Here is a 25,063-nt window from a genome sequence, read left to right as displayed (position 1 = left end):
ATGCAACGGGCCGGAAACGGCCCGTTGTCGTTTCCGTAGTCCCGTCCTGGCCATCGCACATGAACCCGGACTGATGGCACTGGAACCCGCGCGGCGGGAACGGGTCAAACTGGGCCCCGGCGCGGTCTTCGCGTCGCCCCACGTTCCCGAGCGCCGCGCATGGACAGTTCCAGCCCCGAAACCTCCCGCCTGCACGACGCTTTCCGCGCCTTGCGCGATGGATTGTCCGCCGAGATCGTCGGCCAGTCCGCGCTGGTCGAACGCCTGCTGATCGCGCTGCTGGCCGATGGCCACTTGCTGGTCGAAGGCGCGCCTGGCCTTGCCAAGACCAGCGCGATCCGCGCGCTGGCGGCGCGACTGGAGGCGGATTTCTCCCGCGTGCAGTTCACCCCCGACCTGTTGCCAGCCGACCTGACCGGCACCGAGGTCTGGCGGCCGCAGGAAGGCCGCTTCGAATTCCAGCCGGGTCCGATCTTCCATCCCGTGCTGCTCGCCGACGAGATCAATCGCGCGCCGGCCAAGGTGCAGTCCGCCCTGCTCGAGGCGATGGGCGAACGCCAGGTCACGGTCGGGCGCCATACCTATCCGTTGCCGCCGTTGTTCCTGGTCATGGCGACGCAGAACCCGATCGAGCAGGAAGGCACGTTCCCGTTGCCGGAGGCACAGCTCGACCGCTTCCTGATGTACGTGCGCATCGGTTATCCCGAGGCCGAAACCGAAACCGAAATTCTGCGCCTCGCGCGCGAACGCGCGCGTGAGGCGATGCGGACCACCCACCCGACGCCAGCGCGCATGCCGCTGGCCGATGTGTTCGCCGCGCGCCAGGCCGTGCTCGACCTGCATGTCGCGCCCGCGCTGGAACGCTACCTCGTCGAACTCGTGCTCGCTTCGCGCACGCCGGCGCGCTACGACAAGCAACTGGCCGAGCGCATCGCCTGGGGCGCGAGCCCGCGTGGTTCGATCGCGCTGGAACGCTGCGCCCGCGCCCGTGCGTGGCTCGCCGGCCGCGACTACGTCACACCCGACGACGTGCGCGCCATCGCGCCCGACGTGCTGCGCCATCGCGTGTTGCCGAGCTACGAGGCGACCGCCGAAGGCTGGGACGGTGAGAAGCTCGTTGCGGAACTGCTGCGGCAGGTACCGCTGCCGTGAAGCGGGGGCTCGGGACCAGGATCTGGGGGTTGGAGATCGGGAATCGCGCGCATCGCGATTGTCCGCGCGGGGATGCTCGCCGGAGATACTGAGCTTTGAACAGACCCCAGTCCCAAGCCCCCAACCCCGGCATTACACCCACGCTGGCCGAACTGGTTGCGCTGCGCGCCGCAGCGCTGGGGCGGCGGCCGCCGAAGCGCGGGCGCCACGGCACCAGTGGACAAGCATTGTCGCCAATGCGCGGGCGCGGGATGGAATACGCCGAATCGCGCGAATACGCACAGGGCGACGACGCGCGCCACATCGACTGGCGCCTGACCGCGCGCAGCGGCAAGCCGCACACGAAATTATTCCAGGCCGAACGCGAACGGCTGACCCTGCTCGTCGCCGATACCGCGCCCTCGCTGTACTTCGGCACGCGCACGCGCTTCAAGTCGGTGCAGGCCGCGCGCGCCGGTGCGGTCGCGGCGTGGATCGCGGTGCGCGACGGCGACCGCATCGCCGCGTTGCGCGGTTCGACCAGGGAAGCGCCGGTTCCTCCTGCCGCGGGTCCGCGCGGTGCGTTGCGCGTACTCGACGCGCTGGTGCGCTGGTACGCGAAGCCGCCGGACGACGATGCCGGCCTCGCGGTCGCGCTCGACCATGCGCGCCGATTGCTGCGTCCGGGTTCGCGCTTGGTCGTGCTTGCCGATCCGGCGAGCGTGGCCGCGATCCCAGCGCAACGCTGGCCTGCGCTGACCGCGCACAACGAAGTGATCCTGTTGTTGCTGGTCGATGCGCTGGAACGCCAGCCGCCGCAGGCCGCGCTGCCGTTCGCGACCGGCGACGGCGGCAAACATGCGCGGATCGAACTCGACCTCGCGACTGCGGCGCAACGCCAGCGCTGGCACGGGACCTTCATGGCGCCGGTGGAAGCCGCCTTGCAGCAATTGCCGGCGCGCGGGGTGCGCGTGCAGTTGCTCGCCGGCGATGCGCCCAGCGATTCATGGCTCTCGCTGCTGGGCGGGGCGCGCGCGGCATGAGCGATCCGACCCTCATCCTGCGCGACATCCACCAGCCGCCGCCGCCGTCGTGGTGGCCGCCGGCACCGGGCTGGTGGATGCTGTTCGCGGCGTTGTTGCTCGCGTTCGCCGCATGGGCGTGGTGGCGGCGTCGACAAAAGTTGCGGCGCGCCGCCATCGCGCGCCTGTTCGACGATGCGGTTTCAGCGGCCGAAACCCCGGCCGCGAAGATCGCGGCGATGTCGGAACAACTGCGCCGCGCCTCGCGCCGCATCGATCCGGACGCAGATCGGTTCGAAGGCGAGGAATGGTTGCGCTTCCTCGATCGCGGCCTGCCGCAACCGGTGTTCGTCGCCGGTGCCGGCGCGCTGCTGCGCGATGGCGGTTTCCGCCGCGATGTCGGCGAAACGGAAATCGAAGGCCTGCGCGAAATCGTGCGCGATCGCTTCCTGCGCTGGATGGGGGCGCGCAAGTGAGCGCGTGGCTGTCCGCATTGCTGCCGTCGTTCGCGGGCTTCGCCTGGCCATGGTGGTTGCTGGCCTTGCCGCTGCCGTGGATCGCGCGTCGCCTGCTGCCGCCGAAACGCGATGCGGGTGCGGCATTGAAGGTTCCGTACGGCGATCGCCTGTCCGCGATCGCCGGCACGCGTGGGCCGGCGATCGCGCGCGGCATCGGCTTGCTCGCGTGGCTGGCGTGGGCGCTGCTGTGCGTGGCTGCGGCGCGGCCGCAGCAACTCGGCCCGGTGCTGCAGCCGCCGCAGCAAGGACGCGACCTCATGCTCGCGGTGGATCTCTCAGGCAGCATGAGCGACGAGGACATGGCGCTCGGCGGAACGACGGTCGATCGCCTGACCGCGGCCAAGGCGGTGATCGCGGATTTCCTGCAGCGCCGCGCCGGCGACCGCATCGGGCTGATCGTGTTCGGCCTGCGCGCCTATGTGCTCACGCCGCTCACGCTCGACCACGACACCGTGCGCCAGCAATTGCAGGACAGCGCGGTGGCGATGGCCGGGCGCGAAACCGCCATCGGCGACGCGATCGGCCTCGCGGTGAAGCGCTTGGCGAAACAGCCTGCGGGCGAACGCGTGGTGGTGTTGCTCACCGACGGCGTCAACACCGCGGGCATGCTCGATCCAACGAAGGCCGCCGAACTCGCGCGCGACAACCACGTGCGCATCCACACCATCGCCTTCGGCGGCTACGGCGCGGGCCTGTCGGTATTCGGCGTGCCGATCCAGATGCCGGGCGGCGACGACACCACCGACGAAGCCGGCTTGAAGCGCATCGCCGACCTCACCGGCGGTAAGGCGTTCCGCGCGCGCGACACCGACGACCTCGCCGGGATCTATCGCGAAATCGAACGCATCGAACCGGTGGATCGCCCCGGCGAAGCGGTACGCCCGCGGGTGGAACGCTATCCGTGGCCGCTGGGTGCGGCACTGGCCTGCGGTCTGCTCGCGGTCGCTTGGCCGCGGCGGAGGCGTGCATGAGCGCGTTCATGCCGACATTGCAGTTCCTGCGCCCGTGGTGGCTTTTGGCGTTGTTCGTGTTGCCGCTGATCGTCTGGGTATGGCGCGCGCGGCAACGCAAGCGCAGCGGTTGGCGCGACGTGGTCGATCCACATCTGCTTTCGCATTTGCTCGAAGGTGAAGGCGGACGCGATGCGCGCGCACCGTGGCTCGCGCTCGCCGTGCTCGCGTTGTCCATCCTCGCGCTCGCCGGCCCGAGCTGGCGCCAGCGCGCACAGCCGTTGTGGCAGACGCGCGCGCCGCTGGTGGTCGCGCTCGACCTGTCGAGTCCGATACTCGCCAACGACCTGCCGCCATCGCGACTGCTGCAGGCACGAGCCAAGATCGCGGAACTGCTGAAGGAACGCGCGGGCGGGCAGGTCGCGCTGGTCGCCTACGCCAACGAGGCCTATACCGTCGCGCCTCTCACCGACGATGCGGCGAATGTCGCGCTGTTCCTCGATGCGCTGTCGCCGGACGTCATGCCGGTCGATGGCAGCCATGCCGCGGATGCGATTTCGCGATCGGTCTCCTTGCTGAAGCAGGCCGGCTTCACCGAGGGCGACATCCTGCTGCTCAGCAATGCCGCGGACAACGACGCGAAGTCCGAAGCCGCGAACGCGGCGCGCGCGGGTTATCGCGTGTCGGTGCTTGGCCTCGGCACCGCTGCGGGCGCGGCCTACCGACGCCCCGACGGCAGCATCGGCCACAGCGCACTGGATGCGGGCAGCCTGCAAGCGCTTGCCTCCGCGGGCAACGGCCGCTACGCCGCCGCGGAAGCCGGCGACGACGACCTGCGTTCGCTCGGCATACTCGATCCACAACAGGCCGGCGCGATGGCCGCGCAGGGCAAGAAATCCAGCATCGGCATCGATGGCGGTTTCTGGCTGCTGCCGCCCTTGCTGCTGCTCGCGCTGCTGCTGTTCCGCCGCGGCGGCGCGTTTGCAGTGGTGCTCGCCTGCGCATTCGCATTGCCGATGCTGCCCGCGCATGCGGCGGATGGCCTGCCGTCGGGCGGTACGTTGTGGAAACGCACCGACCAGCAGGCGTATTCGCGCATGCAACAGGGCGCCGAGGCCTATCGCAAAGGCGATTACGTCGGTGCGGCCAAATCCTACGGCGGGGTGCCGGATGCGCAGGGCCAGTACAACTATGGCAATGCGTTGGCGAAGCAGGGCGATTACGAACAGGCCATCGCCGCCTACGATCGTGCCTTGAAGCTCGATCCCGGCATGGCCGACGCCATCGCCAACCGCAACGCAGTGGAAGCGGCGTTGAAGCGCAAGCCCCCGCAGGGCGATAGGCAGCAACAGCAGCAGAACAAGCAGCCGGGACAACAAGGCCAGCCGAACCCGGGGCAGGACGAACAGGGCGATCCGCAAAAGCAGAACGGAAAGCCGCAACAGCAGCGACAGAATCCGAACAAGAATCAGCAACAAGCCAACGGCAACCAGCAACAACCGGCGCAGCAACAGAAGCCGGAAAACCCGCAGGAACAACAACGCGCCGACGAAGCGCAACGCCAGCGGATGCAGCAGGCGTTGCAGCGCAAGGCGAAGGCCGGGCAACCGGATTCGCAGCCGCGCGAGCATCCGGAAACCGAAGCCGAGCGCGAACGCCGCATCGCCAGCGAGGCGTGGCTGCGGCGCGTCCCGGACGATCCGGGCGGATTGCTGCGCGCGAAGTTCCGGCTGGAATACGAACGCAGGCACGGCCAGGGAGGCGATTGATGGCGAAGCACGGAATGCGCCTGCTGCTTTGCGCGATGCTCGCGCTGTGCGCGTTCGCCGCGCAGGCGACCACGCGCGCATGGCTCGACCGCGACCGCATCGCCGCGGGCGAAACCGCGACGCTGAACATCGAGACCGACCAGGCGACGCTGGATTCGCCCGACTATTCGCCGCTCACCGCGGATTTCGACGTCAGCGGCAACAGCAGCAGCCGCCAGTTCGAAATGGTGAACGGCACCAGCACCACCAAGGTGCTGTTCGCGGTCGCGCTGCAGCCGCACCGCGATGGCGTGATCGGCATTCCCGCGCTGATCGTCGGCCGCGAGCGCACGCAGCCGCTGAGCCTGATCGTCACGCCGGCCGCGGCCTCGCCGGTCGCGCATGCCGGCGATGCCGTTTTCATCGAAGCCGAGGCAGACGCGCAATCGCCCTACGTGCAGCAAGCGGTTGGCTACGTATTGCGGCTGTATTCGGCCGCGCCGCTGGTCTCCGGGCAACTCGACCAGGATCCGCCCGACGGCGCGACCATGCAGCGCGTCGGCGACGACCTGCAGTACACGCGCGAGATCGGCGGGCGTCGCTACACCGTGGTCGAACGCCGCTTCCTGCTGATCCCGGAACGCAGCGGCGCACTGACGATTCCCGGCGCGCGTTTCAGCGGGCAGGGCGTGGGCGGTTTCTTCGACGACCTGTTCGGCGACGGACGCAAGGACCTGCGCACCAACGGCGCGCCACGCGTGCTGTCGGTGCAGCCGCCGCCGGCGAACGCGCCGCAGCCGTGGCTGCCGTTGCGCTCGCTCACGCTGCGCTACCTGTCCACGCCGCAATCGGCGCGCGCCGGCGAAGCCGCGACCGTCACCGTCGAAGCAGATGCCGACGGCGCCAGCGCCGCGCAGATGCCGGAACTCGCGCTGGCCGCGCCCGCTGGCGCGCAGGTATTCGCCGATCCGGTGCAGGCGCGCGACAACTTCGACGGCGGGCGTCCGCAGGTGCAGCTGACGCGGAAATTCTCAATCGTGCCCGCACGGGCGGGAACGCTGCGCATCCCGGGGCCGCGCATCGCGTGGTGGGACGTGCGCGCGGGCGTCGCGCGCACCGCGAGCCTGCCGGACATCGTGCTGCGGGTCGCGCCGGGCGCGAATGGTCCGAACGCGGCGAATGCGGCACCGGTTGCCGCGAATCCCGCTGCGAACGACACCGCGCGCGACGGGCTGCGCTTGCCGTTCGTGCAGGGTGCGGTGCGGCCGTGGGCGCTGGCGGCGGTCGTGTTCGCATTCCTGTGGCTGGCCACGTTGTGGTGGGGCCTGCATCGCGCGACGCCGCCGGTCGAAGCGCAGGTCGATGCGAAGCCGAAGCCCGACGCTGCGCGTTCGAACAAGCCCGCGCTCGCACAGGCATTGGCGAAGGGCGATCCTGAAGCGATTTCGCAAGCCTTGTGCGTGGCGGCGAATGCGCCCGACCTCGACGGCGTGCGCGCGAAACTCGACGATGCCACACAGCAGTCCGCGGTCGATGCGCTGCAACGCGCGCGCTGGGGCGATGGCAACATTGTATCGGCCCTTGCGGCGTTGCGTTCCGCGTTCAAGCGCGGGCCGCGCTGGAAGGCCGCGACGGCCAAGGCGAAGGAACTGCTGCCGCCGCTGTATCCGCCGGGCTGATCGCCGCGTTTGCTAAGCTCCGGCCATTCGCCCCGGAGCCGCGCATGGAACAGACGACCACCGCACGCAAGCGCATGCCGCTGCACGCGAAGATGGCGATCGGCTTCGTCGCCGGCCTCGCCCTCGGCCTGATCGCGCACTACGCCTCGGGCGCGGACGCGGGCTGGGTGAAGTGGCTGACCACGTGGATCACGCAGCCGCTCGGCACCATCTTCCTACGCCTGATCTTCATGCTGGTGATCCCGCTGCTGTTCTCGGCGCTGATCATCGGCGTCGCCGAGATGGGCGACGTGCGTTCGCTCGGCCGCGTTGGCTGGAAGACGCTGGGCTACACCGTCGTCGCTTCCGGCATCGCGGTGGTGCTCGGCCTGGTGCTGGTGAACTGGCTGCGTCCCGGCGGCGGCGTCGATCCGGTCACCGCGCAATCGATGCTGGCGCAGGGCGCCGAACGCGCGAAGGAAATCGTCGGCAGCACCGGCGCGCAGCCCAAGGGCCTGGACATGCTGCTCGGCATCGTGCCGGACAACGTGGTCAAGGCCGCGGCCGAGAACACCATCCTCGCGGTGATGTTCTTCGCGCTGATGCTCGGCATCGGCCTGGTGCTCACGCGCACGCAGGCGACCGAAACCCTGCTGCGCGGCATCCAGGGCCTGTTCGACGTGTCGATGACCCTGATCGGGCTGGTGATCCGGCTCGCGCCCTACGCGGTGTTCTGCTTCATGTTCAACCTCGCCGCGCTGTTCGGTTGGGACCTGTTGCGCTCGCTCGGCGCCTACGTCGGCGTGGTGGTGCTGGCGCTGGCCATCCACCTGTTCGTGGTCTATTCGCTGATGCTGAAGTTCCTCGGCGGCTGGTCGCCGCCGAAATTCTTCCGCGGCGTGCAGGAAGCGATGGTGATGGCGTTTTCCACCGCATCGAGCAACGCCACGCTGCCGGTGTCGCTGCGCGTGGCCGAGGAAAAACTGCACCTGCCGAAGAACGTCTCGCGCTTCGTGCTCACCGTCGGCGCCACCGCCAACCAGAACGGCACCGCGCTGTTCGAGGGCGTGACCGTGCTGTTCCTCGCCCAGTTCTTCGGTGTCGACCTGTCGTTGGCGCAGCAGGTGACGGTGATGTTCGTGTGCATCCTCGGCGGCATCGGCACTGCCGGCGTGCCGGCCGGTTCGCTGCCGGTGGTCGCGCTGATCTGCGGCATGGTCGGGGTGCCGCCGGAAGGCATCGGCCTGATCCTCGGCGTCGATCGTTTCCTCGACATGTGCCGGACCACGCTCAACGTCACCGGCGATTTGATGCTGGCGGCTGTGGTGTCCAAGGGCGAGGGCGAGGAAGCGCACGCCGCGGCTTGAGGCGGAACAGCGTCGTCAGACGCTCGCCAGCGGCCTTGCGATTTGCGGGAACGCCTTGAGCAACTTGTTGTCCATCGTTGCTAGCGACGCGCCGAGCGTTTTCGCCAAGGCAACGAATTCACAGTCGTAGGCGGAGCAATCGCTGTCGCGCACCAGCTCCAGCACCTGTCTCGAATCGGTTTCGTGTTCCGCGCCGTCGAGCAGCGATTCGGCTTCGTGCTGGATAGTGGCGGCCTGCTCGAAGGTCAGGGTGCCGCGACGCATGCATCCGGCCAGGATGTTGCGGAACTCGCTTCGCCACAGCACGGGTGCATGCCAGTCCGGATCGGTTTCCAGCAGGCGTTCCGCGGCCGGAGTGAATTCGCCCGGCAGGTACAGGTAGGCCAGCACGTTGGAATCCACCACGATCACGCGCGGCCCTGGCGTTTCAGCGCATCGATGGCTTTCGCGTCGAATGCGCCAGGCTTCAACCCGGTGCGTAGCGCGCGCGCGCGCGCCAGCCGTTCCCCGGGCGCGATCCTGCCGGGCGTCAGCACCGTTTCCAGGCAGACGATGGCTTCGCTGTTGAGGCTGCGGCGGTGCATCGCTGCAGCGCCCTTGAGCCGTTCGTACACCTCGTCGGGAATGTTCTTCAGGGTCAGCGTCGTGGGCATGACAGTGCCTCTGGTTGGTTGAAACCAAATTACAACCATTTCGGTTCCAAGTCCAGTCGGCGGCGGGGCCGTACGGAAAGCGCGGGTGGCGTTGTGCATGCATGAAGGTTGCCGCGTGCCGTTCCGCGAAAGGATCGGCGTTTTGCGATTCGGCGAATGGGAGTTTTCCTTGGCCGGAATGGGACAATGCGCGTCCGCCCGTTCCCACGCATCCCATGACGACGCCCAGCCGCCGCGAACTCGCCAACGCGATCCGTTTCCTCGCCATCGACGCGGTGCAGGCCGCCAATTCCGGCCATCCGGGCATGCCCATGGGCATGGCCGATATCGCCGAAGTGTTGTGGAACGATTACCTGCAGCACAACCCTGCGAACCCGCGCTGGTTCAACCGCGATCGCTTCGTGCTGTCGAACGGCCACGGCTCGATGCTGCAGTACGCGCTGCTGCACCTGAGCGGCTACGACCTGTCGATCGACGACCTCAAGCGCTTCCGCCAGCTCGAATCGAAGACGCCGGGCCATCCCGAGAACTTCATGACCTGCGGCGTGGAAACCACCACCGGCCCGCTCGGGCAGGGACTGGCGAACGCAGTCGGTTTCGCGCTCGCGGAAAAGCTGCTGGCGCAGCGCTTCAACCGCCCCGAATTCGAGGTCGTCGACCACCGCACCTGGGTGTTCCTCGGCGACGGCTGCCTGATGGAAGGCGTCTCGCATGAAGCGGCTTCTCTCGCCGGCACCTGGGGCCTGCACAAGCTCGTCGCGTTCTGGGACGACAACCACATCAGCATCGACGGCGACGTGCACGGCTGGTTCACCGACGACACGCCGGCGCGTTTCGAGGCCTACGGCTGGAACGTGATCCGCGGCGTCGATGGCCATGACGCGACCGAGATCAAGACCGCGATCGAGACCGCGTTGAAGTCGGCCGACAAGCCCACGCTGGTCTGCTGCCGCACCACGATCGGTTTCGGTTCGCCGAATAAGGCCGGCAAGGAATCGTCGCATGGCGCGCCGCTGGGCAAGGACGAAATCGCGTTGACGCGCGAAGCCTTGAACTGGCCTTACGCGCCGTTCGAGATCCCGCAGGCGATCTACGACGGCTGGAAGGTCGGCGACGTCGGCAAGGTGCGCGAAATCCAGTGGAACGACCTGTTCGACGCCTACGCGCAGCGCCATCCGGACGCCGCCGCGGAACTCACCCGCCGTTCGCACGCGGAACTGCCGGAAAGTTTCCGCACCGATGCCTTGAACTACGCGATGAAACTGCAGGCCGAAGGCCCGAACGTCGCCTCGCGCAAGGCTTCGCAGATGGCGATCGAGGCGTTCGCGCCGCTGCTGCCGGAACTGGTCGGAGGTTCCGCCGACCTCGCGCATTCCAACCTGACGTTGTGGAAGGGCAGCAAGTCGGTCGCGAGCGATGACGCGGACGCGAACTACATCTACTTCGGCGTGCGCGAATTCGCGATGACCGCGATCAGCAATGGCCTCGCGCTGCATGGCGGTTTCATTCCCTACGACGCGACGTTCCTGGTTTTCAGCGACTACGCGCGCAACGCCGTGCGCATGAGCGCGCTGATGGGCGCGCACGCGATCCACGTCTACACCCATGATTCCATCGGCCTCGGCGAGGACGGCCCGACCCACCAGCCTGTCGAGCACCTCGCGTCGCTGCGCTACATCCCGAACAATGACGTGTGGCGTCCCTGCGACGCGGTGGAATCGGCGATGGCGTGGAAGTGCGCGATCGAACGCAAGGATGGCCCGAGCTGCCTGGTGTTCTCGCGGCAGACGTTGCCGCACCAGCCGCGCGACGAGGGCCAGTTGCTGGACATCGCGCGCGGCGGCTACGTGCTGAAGGATTCGGTCGGAACGCCGGAAGTCATCCTGATCGCGACCGGCTCGGAAGTCGGCCTGGCGATGGGCGCGGCGGCGCAACTCGGCGACAAGGTGCGAGTGGTGTCCATGCCCTCGACCGACGTGTTCGATCGCCAGGATGCGGCGTATCGCGAATCGGTGTTGCCGAAGTCAGTGCGCAAGCGTGTCGCGATCGAGGCCGGCACCGCCGATTTCTGGCGCAAGTACGTCGGGCTCGATGGCGCGGTGGTCGGCATGGAACGCTACGGCGCGTCCGCGCCGATCGAGGCGTTGATGCCGCATTTCGGCTTCACCGTCGAGCGGGTGGTGGGTGTCGCGAAGGCGCTCTGATCGTGAGTCAGAAAGGTAGGATGGGTTGAGCGCAGCGATACCCATCGCTAGTCTTGAAGCGTGACCCAATATCGCCGCAGCCTGACGCCGGGAAGCACCTATTTCTTCACGGTGAACCTGTCCAACCGACGCAGCAAACTGTTGACCTCGCATGTCGAGGTTCTGCGCAAAGCGTTTGCTGCCGTGATGGCGGCACATCCCTTCGTCATCGATGCCATGGTCGTCATGCCGGATCATCTGCATGCCGTATGGACCATGCCACCGGATGACGCGGACTACGCGCTGCGCTGGCGCTTGATCAAGACCCGCTTCTCACGCGCCATGCCAAGGACCGAGCGGCGGTCGGTGAGCCGCATGGCCAAGGGCGAGCGAGGCATCTGGCAACGACGCTATTGGGAGCATGAAATCCGCGATGCGATTGACATGCAACGGCACGTGGATTACATCCACATCAATCCCGTGAAGCATGGGTATGTGGCACGTGCGGCGGATTGGCCGCATTCGTCCATCCACCGATTCATCGAGCGCGGCGACCTTCCGTGTGATTGGGCATGCGATTGCGAAGAAATCACGATGGGAGAAAGAGCATGAAGATGGGTATCGCTGCGCTCAACCCATCCTACCTCGCTCTGATCGATCCGTATTCGCGACAACAAAACGGCGCCTAAGGGCGCCGTTTTGTTTTTTATCCGCTATCGGCCAGCAGGCCACATTTCTGGTCAAGGAGAAGTGGACTCCGAAACAAGTCGGCGTTCGACGGTCTCTGTAGATGTCCGGCTTTCGGATCGGCCATCCGGATTTTTGGTCTCCACCTTGGTCACTTTGGTTCGACTCCGGACATTTCCAGTGAGGTCAGTATCGAAAGTCACTGTAATGGTCCCGGTCACGATTTCATTCGCCCGCTTCAGAAGTGCTTCATCGAGGGTCACTGGTTTCTGCGTGATCTCCCCGACCACGACATCAGAATCGGCGCGAGCGCGACGAACCGCGTCAGGATCGATCTCCATGACAACGGTGTAGGTCGAACCGTTTGGCCCAGTTGCTTTTCTCGTCAATGTTCCGGCGCTTTTGGCTTCGATGTCCTGGTAAGAGGCGCCTTCCCGGATAACAGCGGAGCTCAGATCGAAAGCTTCCAATGTCTTGAGGACCGACTGCGGATCGCATTCGATACGAAACGCGTCCCATGTGAAAATCCATCGCCCGCAGGCGTCGTGAGTCAATCCGGCTGCCTTGAGCCAACCATCGGCACGCGCTTCCAACTCGCGGTCGTTGACCAACTGCATGGCACCGTTCTTCGACCTGAAAACACGTGCCGGAAACTGCCAGTTGCGTGATCTGTCATCTGTCGTGGCACTTTTCGGAAGATCGTATTCCAGCTCGAAACCGCCATCGCGCATTCCGATCACGCGCTCAAGGATGGCGTCTCGTCCACGAGAGCTTCCCGTGGAACCCTCGCTGGACTGCTCGGAAGTTTCATAGCTCTTGATGATTTCGTGCTCATCGCCGACCTTCGGCATGGGTTGCATTGGATCGCTGCATGCGTTGTTTGCCAGCAAAGGCAATGCGGAAAACGTGCCCACGAGCAGCATCGCCTGCAAGGTGTGCACTCGGCGTTCGTTGGATTTGTCCATTTGTCAGGAGTATCTCGACAAGGTTCAAGGTCCGCAACGTGCTGGAAACAGCCATTTGCACCCTCCCAGCTGTATCGTTCCAGCCATGGGACGATCCGGCGCACACCTGACGCTGGATTCCGTCGGCCCCTAGCCGCATTGTTCCGGCTTGCCGGCCAAGGCCGGAGCAAAATCGGAGCCCGCAATGAAGAAGATCCTCGAAGTCAGATCCGCGCCCGGGCGGCACTGGGTCGGCGACGGATTCCCGGTGCACGGAATGTTCGGCTACGACGGTCCGGGCGTGCCCGGCCGCAGCCCGTTCCTGCTGCTCGATTACGCGGCGCCGACCACGTTCGAGCCGACCACGCATCGCCGCGGTGTCGGCCAGCATCCGCATCGCGGCTTCGAAACCGTCACGATCGTCTACGACGGCGAAGTCGAGCACCGCGATTCCACCGGCAAGGGCGGCGTGATCGGTCGCGGCGACGTGCAGTGGATGACCGCGGGCAGCGGCATCCTGCACGAGGAATTCCATTCCACCGAATACGCCAAGCGCGGCGGCCCGTTCGAAATGGTGCAGCTGTGGGTGAACCTGCCGGCCAAGGACAAGATGGCCGCGCCCGGCTACCAGGGCATCGTCGATGCGGACATTCCCGCGGTCGCGTTGCCGAACGACGCCGGCACGCTGCGCGTGATCGCCGGCGACTACGACGGCCATCGCGGCCCGGCGCATACCTTCAGCCCGATGAACGTCTGGGACGTGCGGCTCAAGTCCGGCAAATCGGTCGCATTGCCGCAACCGCAAGGCTGGACCGCGCTGCTGGTCGTGCTCGCCGGCACGGTGATGGTCAACGGCGAGCAGGTGTTGCGCGAGAAGCAGGCGGCGACACTGTCGACCGAAGGCACGGATGTCGTGATCGAAGCCAATGGCGATGCGAAACTGCTGCTGCTCGCCGGCGAACCCATCGACGAGCCGGTGGTCGGCTACGGGCCGTTCGTGATGAACTCGCAGCAGGAGATCATCCAGGCCATCGCCGATTTCAACAGCGGCAAGTTCGGGCAAATGGATTGAATGAGGAGCGCGACATGGGAATTTCGATCGTCCACGCCAGCATCGGTTCGACGCCTTACACCGTTGAACTGTCCGACGACCTCGGCCATCGCTGGCTGGGCGACGAGCCCGAGGACATCGGCGGTGCGAATGCGGGGCCGAGTCCGGAACGCCTGCTGCTGTCCGCGCTCGGCACCTGCACCGCGGTGACGGTGACGATGTATGCGCAGCGCAAGCAATGGCCGCTGACCGGGGTGAAGGTGGAACTCGCCTTCAACCCCGACGGCAAGCCGGAAGCGGGCACCGACATCCGCCGTCGGGTCGAACTGTTTGGCGAACTCGACGATGCGCAGCGGCATCGCCTGCTGCTCGCGGCGAACGCCTGTCCGATCCACAAGGTGCTGACCGGCGAAATCCGCATCGACACCGCGCTGGCGTAAGCTCGCGCTGAAACACGGGGGAATCGCGCATGCAACCGCAAACACAACGCATCGCCGCGCACATCGCCGATGTCGGCGGCATTCCGGTGCGGCGCACGCTGCCCACGCGCGACCGGCGCACGGTCGGCGCCTGGTGCTTCCTCGACCACGCCGGCCCGGTCGATTATCCGGCCGGCGGCGGCGTGCAGGTCGGCCCGCATCCGCACATCGGCTTGCAGACCTTCACCTGGATGATCGAAGGCGAGATCCTGCACAGCGACAGCCTCGGCAACCGGCAGCCGATTCGTCCCGGGCAGGTCAACGTGATGACCGCCGGTCACGGCATCAGCCATGCCGAGGAATCGCCGATCGATCGCGCCGGGCGCAACCAGCTGGTGCAGCTGTGGATCGCGTTGCCCGATGGCGAACGCGAACGGGCGCCGATGTTCCAGCATTGCCCGGAACTGCCGCGCATCGAACGCGATGGTTTCGATGTCACGCTGCTGGTCGGCGATTGGCTCGGTGCGACCTCGCCGGCGCAAGTGTTCAGTCCGCTGCTCGGCGCGGATTTGCGCGCCGATGCTGCGGCTGCGGCGAGTTTGCCGCTTCAAGCGGAGTTCGAACACGCGGTCGTGTGCCTCGAGGGCGAAATCCGGGTCGAAGGCGAATCGCTGGCGCCGGGTACGCTGCTCTACCTCGGCAGCGGCCGCGAATCGCTGCGCATCGAATGCGATTCCGGCGCGCGGCTGCTGTTGATCGGTGGCGAACCGCTGGGCGAGCACGTGCTGCTGTGGTGGAACTTCGTCGGGCGCACCGCCGAAGACATGGTCCAGGCCACGCGGGACTGGAACCACGGCGAGCGTTTCGGCGAAGTGCCCGGCACCAAACTGCGGCGCCTCGTCGCCCCGGATGTCGCCGGCCTGCACCTGCGCTTCGGCAACTCCGCCTCGGACGAAGGCGCCTCGACATGACCAGGATCCTCGGCATCTCCGGCAGCCTGCGCGCCGGTTCGTTCAACACTGCGTTGCTGCGCGCCGCGCAACAGGTCGCAGGCGATGGCTTCGAACTCGAAATGGCGACCCTGCACGGCATCCCGCTGTACGACGGCGACGTCGAGGCGACGAACGGGATCCCTGAAGCCGCGTCGGCATTGAAGGACAAGATCGCGGCCAGCGACGGCGTGCTGCTGGTGACGCCCGAATACAACAACGGCGTGCCCGGCGTGTTCAAGAATGGCATCGACTGGCTGTCGCGCCCGGCCGGCGACATCCCGCGACTGTTCGGCGGCAAGCCCTTCGCGCTGATCGGCGCTTCGCCCGGCGGCTTCGGCACCATCCTGTCGCAGAACCACTGGCTGCCGGTGCTGAAGACACTCGGGGTTGATCTCTGGGCCGGCAGCCGGCTCTACGTCTCGCGCGCCGGGCAGGCCTTCGATGCGAACGGCGAGCTGGTCGACGACAAGGTGCGCGCGCAGCTTGCGGAGTTCGTGCGCGGGTTCGCTGCGTTTGCCGGCGACAAGCGCAGCTAGACTGTCTTCGACAGCGCGAACGATACCAGTCGCGCATCCAGCCATTCCCGCAATCCGCGCGGAGCATCGAGCTTCATGCGTTGCAGCGCTTCGCGGTCGTCGCTCTTTCCCGTTGCAAGCGCGGCAGCGATGGTGCGCAGCTTGCCGCCGGTCGAAGCGGTTCCGGCCTTCAGCCATTGCAGCGCGCGCACCAGCCGCTGTTCGACTTCGGTGAAATCGCTGCCGAGCGGATAGTCGGGCAGGGTGCCGTCCTTGCGGAACGGCGCCAGCGCCGCGCACAGGCGTTCGGGGGTGTTGCGCCGCCATGCGTCCGGTGCCGCGAAATCCGCGCGCAGCTTGCGCTCGCGTTTCGCACGTTCGATCAATGCCGCTTGATGTCGGGAATCGGCGATGCCGGCCATTGCGATCACGCAGTCCTCGTCGGCCTTGCCGAGCACGTCGGCGATGCCGTACTCGGTGATGTAGAGATCGCGCAAGTGGCGCGGGATGGTCGTCGCGCCGTAGTTCCAGCGGATGTTGGAAACCGCGTCGCCGCCCTCGTCGCGGAAGGCGCGCAGCAGCAGCACCGAGCGTGCGTCGCGCAGTTCGTGCGCCATCGCCACGAAGTTGTACTGCCCACCGACGCCGGACACGACCCGACCGTCGGCGAGGCTGTCCGATATCGCGGCGCCGAGCGCGGTCGCCATCATGCAGGTATTGAAGAATCTCGCCTCACGCCGTTGCAGGCGTTGCAGCGCCTCGTCCCCGAACAGGTCGTTGACCTGGCTCACCCGGCGCATGCCGATGCGGCGGCGTTCGCCTTCCGGCATGTCGCGCAGCCAGTCGTAGAACGCGGGCGAACCGAGGTAGAAGGCGCCGTGCAGGAACTGGCCTTCGCGTTCCATCCGCGCGAGGTCGTCGTCGCTCGCATCGCCGTCGGCCATGCGGCGCATGACGTCGATGTCGTCGACCACGAGGCGGCGGATCACGCCGCGCTCGACCAGCAGGCGGAAGCCTTCGTTGAGCATTTCGCTGCAGCCGAACAGGCCCTGTTCGAACGGACCCAGCCCACCGCTGGCGACCACCGCCGGATGCGATTCGATCCCGGGATCCAGCGCCTGCAGTACACGCCGATAGGCGGCATTGTCGACATGGCGCAGCACCAGCGCATGGCAGAGCGCATCGGACAGCGCACCAATGCCGATCTGCAACGTGCCGCCGTCGCGCACCAGCGCGCTGGCGTAGAGGCCGATGGCGTAGTCGACATCGCCGACCGGCTGCCGCGGCAGCGCGAACAGTTGCAGATATGGTGCGGGAGGCGAAACGATGATGTCGAAGAAGTCCGCATCGACCGCGGCGGTGCCGTCGATCCACGGCAACTGCGGATCGATCTCCGCGACCAGCAAGGGCCGCGGCAGGCCGCGCGCGACCACGGCATCGATGGCGTCGAACGTGAGGTCCGGGTTGCAGGACAGGGACAGGCGCGAGCCGTCCGCGTTGGTCGCGACCTTCTGCACCAGCGCGTTCATGCCGCGATCGGCGAGCGCGGCGGCGACGTGGGTGTAGTTGAGACTGGCGTAGCGGCGCTGCGCCTGCGCGGACTTCAGCAACGCGCCGGATTGCAGGTAGAACTCCTCGACCTCGACGTGTGCGGGCAGGGCATCGCGTTTCTGCGCGGCGACGTAGGCGAGGCGCGGGAAATCCTTGCCGTAGATGCGCTCGACGAAGGGATCGAGGAAGCGCGCTTCGAGTTCGCTACCCGCGGTCGGCGGATCCAGCGACAGTGCGGTGTACAGGTGCAACGGCCGCGACGGATCGCGTTCCACCCGCGCGTACAGCGCATTGAGCAGGCGGTGCGGCTTGCCCATGCCCAGCGGCACACCGAGCTTGAGCGGGCCGGCGATACGCGCGAGCATCGCCTCGACGGCGGCGTCGAGGTCGACGAGGCGTTCCGGGGCCGGGCGTTCGCTCATGCGCGGCAGCCTAAGTCCTGGGTGTGTAACACCGCGTCAATCCAGCGCGTGGATCGACGCGGACAATTGCCGCGCGTCTTCGGCCTGGTGGCTGACGTAGACCATCGGCAGCCGCACCTCGTCGCGCACCCGGCGCAGCCAGGGCAGCAGCTCGTCGCGGCGTTCGGCATCGAGCATCGACAGCGGTTCGTCCAGCAGCAGGATTTCCGGCTGCGACAGCAAGGCGCGGCCGATCGCCACGCGTTGCGCCTCGCCGCCGGAAAGATTCGCGGTGCGACGTTCGAGCAACGATGCGATGCCGAGCAGTTCGACCACCGCGTCGAACCCGAAGCGCGGGCGTTCGCGCGCGGGATGGCGGCCGTAGCGCAGGTTGCCGGCGACGTCGAGGTGCGGGAACAGGCGCGCGTCCTGGAACACGTAACCGACGCGGCGCCGGTGCGGCGGCAGGTCGATGCGGCGCACGGCATCGAACAGCACGCGCTCGCCGATGACGATGCGGCCAGAACGCGGTTCCACCAATCCGGCGATGGCGTGCAGCACCGAAGTCTTGCCCGCGCCCGAGCGCCCGGTCAGCGCGATCACCCGCGCCTCGTCGTCGATGCGCACGCGGCGGGCGAAGGTTCCCCGTCGCAAATCGATGTCGATGTCGAACATCAGCGCGGCGCCTCGTGGCGCATGCGCCGCGCCAGCGCCTCGGCCGCGAGCAGGGCCAGCAGCGAAATGCCCAATGCGACCAGGGCGAGGCGCAGCACGCCGCGTTCGCCGCCCGGCACCTGCAGCAGGCCGTAGATCGTCGACGAGATCGTCTGGGTTTCGCCGGGAATCGCCGACACGAAGGTGATGGTCGCGCCGAATTCGCCCAAGGCCTTGGCGAACGCGAGCACCGCGCCTGCGAGGATGCCCGGCCACGCCAGCGGCAAGGTCACCGTGCGGAACACGCGCCACGGCGTCGCGCCCAGGGTCGATGCCGCCTGTTCGAGCTTGCGGTCCGCGGCCTCGATCGACAGGCGGATGCTGCGCACCATCAGCGGGAAGCCCATGATCGCGCTCGCCAGCGCGGCGCCGGTCCAGCGGAACGCGAAGCCGACGCCGAACCATTCACGCAGCGGCGCGCCGATCGCGCCGTTGTTGCCGAGCAGCACCAGCAGCGCGTAGCCGACCACCACCGGCGGCAGCACCAGCGGCAGGTGCACGAGCGCATCGAGCAGCGACTTGCCGAAAAACTCGCCCCGCGCGAGCAGCCAGCCCATCGCGATGCCGAACGGCAGGCTCGCCAGCGCGGCGACCGTCGCCACCTTGAGGCTGAGCGCGATCGCGGTCAGTTCGGCGGGCGAGAACGGCGCCATCGAAACAGCCGCGTGCCGTCAGAACGTGGTGAAGCCGTGCGCGCGGAAGATCGCGACGGCTTGCGGAGACTGCAGCCAGCGCACGAACGCGCCGGCCTGCGGCTGGTTGCTGGCGCGGATGCGCGCGACCGGATAGACGATCGGCGGATGCGAACCGGGCGGGAACGTCGCCAGCACGCGCACGCGCGGTTCTGCCCTGGCGTCGCTGCCGTAGACCACGCCGAGCGGGGTTTCGCCGCGCGCGACCAGCAGCAGCGCCGCGCGCACGTTCTCGGCTTCGGCGGCGCGCGCTTGCAGCGCGTCCCACATGCCCAGGTTCTCGAACGCGGCTTTGGCGTACTTGCCGGCCGGCACGCTGGCGGTCAACGCCAGCGCGATGCGTCCGTCGGCGCCGAGCAGCGGCAGCAGGTTCGAGCCCTTGTGCAGCGCGAACGTGCGTTGCGTGCTCGTGGCCGGCGCGACCAGCACCAGGGTGTTGCCGAGCAGCGAATGCCGGCTGGCATTGTCGATCAGGCCCTTGCCCTGCAGTTCGTCCATCCAGTCGAGGTCGGCGGAGATGAACACGTCGGCCGGTGCGCCCTGTTCGATCTGCCGCGCCAGCGCCGAACTCGCGGCGTAGGAGACGACGACCTGCTGCCCGGTTTCCTGGCCGAACTTGGCCGCGGCTTCGTCCATCGATTCCTTGAGGCTGGCGGCGGCGAACACGGTGATCGGCTTGTCGGCCGCCTGCACGGTCGAGGCGAACACGGACACCAGCGCGAGCAGCAGCGTTGCGGCATGCGTGCGGAACGAGATCATGCGATTCGCCTCAGGGTGTGGACACGGTGATGGATTCGAGCTGGCGGAGCCAACGCGCGGGACGCCCGTCGTCGGGCACGAGCAGGCGCAGCGGGCCGACATCGTCGCCGAGCGGCTTGCCGTCGCAGCGGTCGACCACGAACACGCGGCGAGCGCCGGTGGCGGGGTCGAGTTCGCCGAGCGAGAACACGACGCGATAGCCGTCGCGCGCATCGGCTTCGACGAAACGCGCGAGCTGCACGCCACGCAGTTCGCCGTCCGGCATCGCCCCGGACTTGCGCAGCAGCGCGACCAGCGGTACGCCTTCGCAGGCCAGCGCATGTCCGTGGGAATCGGCGTCAACGGTTTCGCGCGGCAACGCGGCCAGTGTCGCCGCATCGAGCGGGATCGAAACCGTGGTCGCGCTCGCGGCCATGCCCGCATCGACGGCATGCACCGGAAACGCGCAGCAGCAGGCGAGGCCGAGGAGGATGGAAGCGCGCATCGTCAGATCCGGTCGACGGGAAGTTTCAGGTAACGCACGCCGTTGTCCTCCGCGTCCGGCAGCGCGCCGGCGCGGATATTCACCTGCACCGCGGGCAGGATCAGCGCCGGCATCGCCAGGGTCGCGTCGCGCGCTTCACGCATCGCCACGAATTCCGCTTCGGAAATGCCGTCGCGGACGTGGATGTTGGCGCGCTTCTGTTCGCCGATGGTCGTCTCGCAGGCGACTTCCCGTCCGCCCGGGCCGTAGTCGTGGCAAACGAAGACGCGGGTGGCGTCGGGCAGTTCGAACAGGCGCCGGATCGAACGATACAGCGTGGCCGCGTCGCCGCCGGGGAAATCGCAGCGTGCGCTGCCGCCGTCGGGCATGAACAGCGAATCGCCGGTGAACAGCGCGTCGCCGACGAGGTAGGCATTGCTGTCGCTGGTGTGGCCGGGCACCGCGATCACCCGCGCTTCCAGCCCACCGATCGCGAAGGCGTCGCCGTCGTCGAACAGGCGGTCGAACTGCGAACCGTCGACCGGGAAATGCTCGCCGAGGTTGAAGATCGGGCGGAAGGTCTTCTGCACCTCGCGAATGCCGCTGCCGATGGCGAGCGTGGCATCCGGCCAATGGTTCGTTTTCAGCCAGTGCGCCGCGCTGAGGTGGTCGGCGTGCGCGTGGGTTTCCAGCAGCCAGCGAACATCGAGCCCGCGTTCGCGCACGAAATCGATGATGCGCTGCGCGGAAGCAGTCGATGTTCGCGCGGATTTCGCGTCGAAATCCAGCACCGGGTCGATCACCGCCGCCGCGTTTCCGCCCGGTGCGCGGACGACGTAGCTCCAGGTATTGCTGTCGGCGTGGAAGAACGGGGCGATCTCTGCACGCATGGCGTCAGTGCGACGGCGTGTCGAGGTCGGCGTTGAGGATGCTCGCGAGCCGCCACGCGGCCTGGCGGATGCGCTGTTCGGCCAGCGGGCGCATCGCGTCGAGGTAGGCATCGTCGAGCTTGTGCCCGTCCGGATAGATGTGCCGCGCCTCGATCAGCCGGCACGATTCCTTCGCCCAGGCCATCGGCGCGAACAGCGGCGCTTCGTCCGAAGGCGGCCACGGCAGCGCGTCGAGCTTGTTCGCGTACGGCGTTACCGCATCGCCGCCAGCGCCGAAACCGGCCGCGCCGAGGATGTAGTAATCCCAGGTCGAATGCAGGTTGGTGCCCATCACCCCGTCGACGTATTTGTCCTTCGCGTACGCCTCGGGCTGCAGCGCGGTGGCCAGGCTGATCTGGTACTGGTTGCCGCCGGCGTCGGTGCGGTCGCCGGCGTGCAGCGGCTGGTGCGCGTCGCCGACCAGGTGCACGAGGAACTTCAGCGCGTCGCGTCGTGCTTCGCGCGTTTGCGTGCGGTCGGCGAGGATCGCGCTCTGCCGGTCGATCTGCGCGACCACGCAGTTGCCGTCGGGGCAATCGCGGACGAGGTCGAAATCGCAGCCGCCGCCCTGCGCATTGATGTAGTGCCACTTCGAGGTGGCCTTGAACCGCGGCGGATCCTCGTTGCGCATCGCGTCCGCCCAGTAGGCGACGCCGGCGAGGGTCGGATCGGGTTCGCCGGCCAGCAGTTCGCGGACCTGCGCTTCGGCCTCCGGGGTCAGGTGGCGTTCGGCGATCGCCCCTACCAACCGGTGCCCGAGCGCGCTCCAGGCCAGCGCCGTCGGGCTTGCGGCGAGCAATGCGGCGAAAACCAGCAGAAAAACGGGGATTCGACGCATCGCGGGTCCGTTCGGGGCGGGGGAACCGCTAAAATACCCGTCTTTCCGGTCATCCGCAGGAGCGGTTCCAATGGCGATCAAGGTGGGCATCAATGGCTTCGGCCGCATCGGCCGCAACGTGCTGCGCTCGGCGGTGCAGAACTTCGCCGGCGACATCGAGATCGTCGCGATCAACGACCTGCTGGAACCCGATTACCTGGCCTACATGCTGCAATACGACTCCGTGCACGGCCGCTTCAAGGGCGAGGTCTCGGTCGAGGGCAACACCCTGGTCGTCAATGGCAAGAAGATTCGCCTGACCCAGGAACGCGACCCGGCCAACCTGAAGTGGAACGAAGTCGGCGCCGACGTCGTCATCGAATCCACCGGCCTGTTCCTCGACAAGGCCACCGCGCAGAAGCACCTCGACGCCGGCGCGAAGAAGGTGATCCTGTCGGCGCCGTCCAAGGACGACACGCCGATGTTCGTCTACGGCGTGAACGACAAGAGCTACAAGGGCGAGGCGATCATCTCCAACGCGTCCTGCACCACCAACTGCCTCGCGCCGCTGGCCAAGGTGCTGCACGACAAGTGGGGCATCAAGCGCGGGCTGATGACCACCGTGCACGCGGCGACCGCGACGCAGAAGACCGTCGATGGTCCTTCGAACAAGGACTGGCGCGGCGGACGCGGCATCCTCGAGAACATCATTCCCTCGTCCACCGGCGCGGCCAAGGCCGTGGGCGTGGTCATTCCCGAATTGAACAAGAAGCTCACCGGCATGAGCTTCCGCGTGCCAACCTCCGACGTCTCCGTGGTCGACCTCACCGTCGAGCTCGACAAGCCCGCGACCTACGACGAGATCAAGGCCGAAATGAAGGCGCAGAGCGAAGGCGCGCTCAAGGGCATCCTCGGCTACACCGAGGACAAGGTAGTCGCCACCGATTTCCGCGGCGACACCCGCACCTCGATCTTCGACGCCGACGCCGGCATCGCGCTCGACCCGACCTTCGTCAAGCTGGTCAGCTGGTACGACAACGAATGGGGCTACTCGAACAAGTGCCTCGAGATGGTGAAGGTGGTCGCGGCGAAGTAATCGCCCGGCACGATCGCGGTTCCACGAAGCCCCGCAGCCGCGGGGCTTCGTTTTCACGGCAGAACGGCTAGGATCGGCTGCGTGACGGGACCGGACGACAACCGCGCCGCCAGTTGGAGCCTGCGCCGCAGCCTGACGCGGATGCTGGTCCTCGCCGCGCTGTTGCCGGTGCTGGTGTTCGGCGTCGCCCTGCTGGTGGGCCAATGGCAGCGCGATCGCGACGACCTGATGCTGCGCCTGTCCACCGGCGCGCAAAGCAGCGCGAGCACGTTCGACGATTTCCTCGATGGACACCTGGCCGGCGTGCGCCTGCTCGCCGCCACGCCGGCGTCCGGATCCGCATCGCCACGGCCCGATGCGGAACTGGATCGCCTGCTGAAGGCCTATCCCTCCTTCCTGCGTGCCCTCGCCACGGACGCGGAGGGGAACATCGTCGCCGCGCGCGGCGCCAGCGGCCGGCCAGCCGCGCGGGCCGAGGAAAACGCCGCCGACCGCGACTGGTTCCGCGCCCCCCGCGACAGCGGGCTTCCGCATGTTTCGGAAGGGTACCACGCACGCATCTACGGCGATGAGGCGCTGATCGCCGTGTCTGCGCCGATGTTCCGGGAGGGGCGATTCGATGGCGTGCTGCAGGCCTCGCTGCCGGTCGAACGCCTCGTGCGCGAGCGCGCCAACACCCTGCGCCGGCGCGGGCTCGAACTGCTCCTGCTCGACCGCGGCGGACGCGTCGTGTTTGCGAGCAGCAACCTGCGCTGGCACTTCCTGGATCCGTTGGGCGCCCTCGGCGCCGATATTCTCCGCGGCGCGACGGCGACGGGGCAGGTCGCACGGGCGCGCATCCTGCCGGGACTGCTGGCCGGCGATGAACGTGCCTACGTCGATGCGGTGCGCATGCGCACCGGCTGGACGGTGGCGGTGATCGCGCCGGAGCAGCGCCTGCTGACGCCCAGCCTGCCGCGCCTCGGATTGATGCTCGGCCTGCTGGCGGCGACCATGATCGGGGTGTTGCTGGTGCTCGGGCGCATGCGCCGGTTGCTGGCCAGCAACATGGGTCGCCTGCTGTCGAGCCTGCACGGCTATGCCCTCGGCGGGACGATGGATCCCTCGCAGCTCTCGCGCATGCCGGAGGAGTTGCAGCCGCTGGCAGGCGGCATCGGCGACCTTGCGGCGCGCATGAACGCGGCCTATGGCGAGCTGCGCGAGGCCCTGGACCAGCGTGAGCACGCCATTGCCGACCGTACCCGCGAACTGAGCGATGCGGTGGCGAAGCTCGATCGCCTCAGCCGCACCGACGCGCTGACCGGTTGCCTCAACTACCGCGGATTCCAGGAAGAGGGATTGCGCCTGTGGCAGGCGGCATCCGACCGGTGCGATGCGTTCGCCGTGCTCGCGATCGACATCGACCATTTCAAGGCCTACAACGACCACTACGGACACCTGCACGGCGACGGCGCGCTGAAGCGGTTCGCCGGCGTGGTGCGCAGCGCGCTGCTGCACGCCGACGACGTGCTGGCACGGCAGGGCGGCGAGGAATTCGCGGTACTGCTGCCGGGCGCGACCATCACGCAGGCGCGAGCGGCGGCGGCGCGCATCCGCGAACGCCTGCGCGAAGCCGACATCACGCACGCCGCGGCGCCACTGGGGCGCGTCACCGCGAGCATCGGCATCGCGGCGATGGCGGCCGGCGAGCAGGTCGCGCTCGGCACGCTGCTGACCCAGGCCGATGCCGCCCTGTACCGCGCCAAGTCCCGGGGGCGCGACCGCGCCGAGGTTTGAACCGCGGCGCAGTGGCCGCGACAATAC

General features: G+C 67.6%; 25 protein-coding genes. 15 read left to right on the top strand and 10 right to left on the bottom strand.

The window, feature by feature from the left end:
* Nucleotides 1–159 precede the first annotated feature (159 nt).
* The 7 genes from FNZ56_RS07105 to FNZ56_RS07075 all read left to right on the top strand — a co-directional run bounded on the left by FNZ56_RS07105 (nucleotide 160) and on the right by FNZ56_RS07075 (nucleotide 8,394).
* The gene (locus tag FNZ56_RS07105) at nucleotides 160–1,152 is read left to right on the top strand and encodes an AAA family ATPase (RefSeq protein WP_143879171.1); all 993 of its coding nucleotides are present in this window, start codon (nucleotides 160–162) and stop codon (nucleotides 1,150–1,152) included.
* 251 nt (nucleotides 1,153–1,403) lie between these two features.
* Entirely contained in the window at nucleotides 1,404–2,174 is a 771-nt protein-coding gene (locus FNZ56_RS07100; protein WP_407070487.1) for a DUF58 domain-containing protein, read from the top strand.
* Nucleotides 2,171–2,629, top strand: coding sequence for a DUF4381 family protein (locus FNZ56_RS07095; RefSeq protein WP_143879170.1), 459 nt, complete (start codon nucleotides 2,171–2,173; stop codon nucleotides 2,627–2,629). The genes FNZ56_RS07100 and FNZ56_RS07095 overlap by 4 nt, the downstream gene beginning before the upstream one ends.
* Nucleotides 2,608–3,642, top strand: a complete 1,035-nt coding sequence (locus FNZ56_RS07090; RefSeq protein WP_407070511.1) for a vWA domain-containing protein — start codon at nucleotides 2,608–2,610, stop codon at nucleotides 3,640–3,642. Before FNZ56_RS07095 ends, FNZ56_RS07090 begins: the two co-directional genes overlap by 22 nt.
* Complete coding sequence (locus FNZ56_RS07085; RefSeq protein ID WP_143879168.1) at nucleotides 3,639–5,390, top strand: VWA domain-containing protein; 1,752 nt, start codon at nucleotides 3,639–3,641, stop codon at nucleotides 5,388–5,390. The genes FNZ56_RS07090 and FNZ56_RS07085 overlap by 4 nt, the downstream gene beginning before the upstream one ends.
* Nucleotides 5,390–7,048, top strand: a complete 1,659-nt coding sequence (locus tag FNZ56_RS07080; RefSeq protein ID WP_143879167.1) for a BatD family protein — start codon at nucleotides 5,390–5,392, stop codon at nucleotides 7,046–7,048. The genes FNZ56_RS07085 and FNZ56_RS07080 overlap by 1 nt, the downstream gene beginning before the upstream one ends.
* A 44-nt stretch (nucleotides 7,049–7,092) precedes the next feature.
* Nucleotides 7,093–8,394, top strand: coding sequence for a dicarboxylate/amino acid:cation symporter (locus FNZ56_RS07075; RefSeq protein WP_143879166.1), 1,302 nt, complete (start codon nucleotides 7,093–7,095; stop codon nucleotides 8,392–8,394).
* Nucleotides 8,395–8,409: 15 nt separating this feature from the next.
* Here FNZ56_RS07075 and FNZ56_RS07070 read toward each other — a convergent pair whose 3' ends face one another.
* Together FNZ56_RS07070 and FNZ56_RS07065 are read right to left on the bottom strand one after the other, a co-directional pair.
* On the bottom strand, nucleotides 8,410–8,796 hold the full coding sequence (locus tag FNZ56_RS07070) for a type II toxin-antitoxin system VapC family toxin (protein ID WP_221933288.1): 387 nt from the start codon (nucleotides 8,794–8,796) through the stop codon (nucleotides 8,410–8,412).
* A gap of 5 nt (nucleotides 8,797–8,801) precedes the next feature.
* A complete protein-coding gene (locus FNZ56_RS07065) occupies nucleotides 8,802–9,047 on the bottom strand; it encodes a FitA-like ribbon-helix-helix domain-containing protein (protein ID WP_143879164.1) in 246 nt (81 codons plus the stop codon).
* Nucleotides 9,048–9,262: 215 nt separating this feature from the next.
* On the opposite strand from FNZ56_RS07065, the gene tkt reads away from it, so the two are divergent.
* Nucleotides 9,263–11,251, top strand: coding sequence for a transketolase (tkt, locus tag FNZ56_RS07060; RefSeq protein ID WP_143879163.1), 1,989 nt, complete (start codon nucleotides 9,263–9,265; stop codon nucleotides 11,249–11,251).
* Between the two features lie 60 nt (nucleotides 11,252–11,311).
* Nucleotides 11,312–11,842 carry an REP-associated tyrosine transposase gene (locus FNZ56_RS07055; protein WP_143879162.1) on the top strand — a complete coding sequence of 177 codons (531 nt, stop codon included), beginning with the start codon at nucleotides 11,312–11,314 and terminating at the stop codon, nucleotides 11,840–11,842.
* 128 nt (nucleotides 11,843–11,970) lie between these two features.
* Here the strand turns inward: FNZ56_RS07055 and FNZ56_RS07050 are convergent, their stop codons facing one another.
* Nucleotides 11,971–12,882: a hypothetical protein gene (locus FNZ56_RS07050; RefSeq protein WP_143879161.1), complete on the bottom strand. Its 912-nt coding sequence runs from the start codon at nucleotides 12,880–12,882 to the stop codon at nucleotides 11,971–11,973.
* A gap of 184 nt (nucleotides 12,883–13,066) precedes the next feature.
* On the opposite strand from FNZ56_RS07050, the gene FNZ56_RS07045 reads away from it, so the two are divergent.
* The 4 genes from FNZ56_RS07045 to FNZ56_RS07030 are packed head-to-tail and all read left to right on the top strand — an operon-like array spanning nucleotide 13,067 to nucleotide 15,859.
* A complete protein-coding gene (locus FNZ56_RS07045; protein WP_143879160.1) occupies nucleotides 13,067–13,933 on the top strand; it encodes a pirin family protein in 867 nt (288 codons plus the stop codon).
* A gap of 14 nt (nucleotides 13,934–13,947) precedes the next feature.
* Nucleotides 13,948–14,352 carry an OsmC family protein gene (locus FNZ56_RS07040; protein WP_143879159.1) on the top strand — a complete coding sequence of 135 codons (405 nt, stop codon included), beginning with the start codon at nucleotides 13,948–13,950 and terminating at the stop codon, nucleotides 14,350–14,352.
* A gap of 29 nt (nucleotides 14,353–14,381) precedes the next feature.
* Nucleotides 14,382–15,302, top strand: a complete 921-nt coding sequence (locus FNZ56_RS07035; RefSeq protein WP_143879158.1) for a pirin family protein — start codon at nucleotides 14,382–14,384, stop codon at nucleotides 15,300–15,302.
* A complete protein-coding gene (locus FNZ56_RS07030) occupies nucleotides 15,299–15,859 on the top strand; it encodes an NADPH-dependent FMN reductase (protein ID WP_143879157.1) in 561 nt (186 codons plus the stop codon). Before FNZ56_RS07035 ends, FNZ56_RS07030 begins: the two co-directional genes overlap by 4 nt.
* Here the strand turns inward: FNZ56_RS07030 and FNZ56_RS07025 are convergent.
* From FNZ56_RS07025 to FNZ56_RS06995, 7 genes are read right to left on the bottom strand one after another with little or no spacing between them, the layout of a single operon-like run.
* The gene (locus FNZ56_RS07025; RefSeq protein WP_143879156.1) at nucleotides 15,856–17,811 is read right to left on the bottom strand and encodes an acetyl-CoA hydrolase/transferase C-terminal domain-containing protein; all 1,956 of its coding nucleotides are present in this window, start codon (nucleotides 17,809–17,811) and stop codon (nucleotides 15,856–15,858) included. The genes FNZ56_RS07030 and FNZ56_RS07025 overlap by 4 nt on opposite strands.
* 36 nt (nucleotides 17,812–17,847) lie before the next feature.
* On the bottom strand, nucleotides 17,848–18,465 hold the full coding sequence (locus FNZ56_RS07020) for an ATP-binding cassette domain-containing protein (RefSeq protein WP_143879155.1): 618 nt from the start codon (nucleotides 18,463–18,465) through the stop codon (nucleotides 17,848–17,850).
* On the bottom strand, nucleotides 18,465–19,157 hold the full coding sequence (gene modB / locus FNZ56_RS07015) for a molybdate ABC transporter permease subunit (RefSeq protein WP_143879154.1): 693 nt from the start codon (nucleotides 19,155–19,157) through the stop codon (nucleotides 18,465–18,467). The genes FNZ56_RS07020 and modB overlap by 1 nt, the downstream gene beginning before the upstream one ends.
* Before the next feature lie 18 nt (nucleotides 19,158–19,175).
* Nucleotides 19,176–19,955 (bottom strand): molybdate ABC transporter substrate-binding protein, encoded by a 780-nt coding sequence (modA, locus tag FNZ56_RS07010; RefSeq protein ID WP_143879153.1) that lies wholly within the window; start codon nucleotides 19,953–19,955, stop codon nucleotides 19,176–19,178.
* A gap of 10 nt (nucleotides 19,956–19,965) precedes the next feature.
* Nucleotides 19,966–20,439: a molybdopterin-binding protein gene (locus tag FNZ56_RS07005; protein WP_143879152.1), complete on the bottom strand. Its 474-nt coding sequence runs from the start codon at nucleotides 20,437–20,439 to the stop codon at nucleotides 19,966–19,968.
* A 2-nt stretch (nucleotides 20,440–20,441) separates the two neighbouring features.
* Nucleotides 20,442–21,308, bottom strand: a complete 867-nt coding sequence (locus tag FNZ56_RS07000) for an MBL fold metallo-hydrolase (protein WP_143879151.1) — start codon at nucleotides 21,306–21,308, stop codon at nucleotides 20,442–20,444.
* 4 nt (nucleotides 21,309–21,312) lie between these two features.
* Nucleotides 21,313–22,185: a S1/P1 nuclease gene (locus FNZ56_RS06995; protein WP_143879150.1), complete on the bottom strand. Its 873-nt coding sequence runs from the start codon at nucleotides 22,183–22,185 to the stop codon at nucleotides 21,313–21,315.
* Nucleotides 22,186–22,255: 70 nt separating this feature from the next.
* Here FNZ56_RS06995 and gap point away from each other — a divergent pair, with 70 nt between their 5' ends.
* Together gap and FNZ56_RS06985 are read left to right on the top strand one after the other, a co-directional pair.
* On the top strand, nucleotides 22,256–23,260 hold the full coding sequence (gap, locus tag FNZ56_RS06990; protein ID WP_143879149.1) for a type I glyceraldehyde-3-phosphate dehydrogenase: 1,005 nt from the start codon (nucleotides 22,256–22,258) through the stop codon (nucleotides 23,258–23,260).
* Between the two features lie 81 nt (nucleotides 23,261–23,341).
* Nucleotides 23,342–25,036: a diguanylate cyclase gene (locus FNZ56_RS06985; RefSeq protein WP_143879148.1), complete on the top strand. Its 1,695-nt coding sequence runs from the start codon at nucleotides 23,342–23,344 to the stop codon at nucleotides 25,034–25,036.
* Nucleotides 25,037–25,063 lie beyond the last annotated feature (27 nt).

It is taken from the genome of Lysobacter lycopersici (assembly GCF_007556775.1).
In the GTDB taxonomy this organism is placed as follows: domain Bacteria; phylum Pseudomonadota; class Gammaproteobacteria; order Xanthomonadales; family Xanthomonadaceae; genus Pseudoluteimonas; species Pseudoluteimonas lycopersici.
Note: the sequence above shows the minus strand (reverse complement) of the source record. Positions and strands in the feature narration are given on the sequence as shown.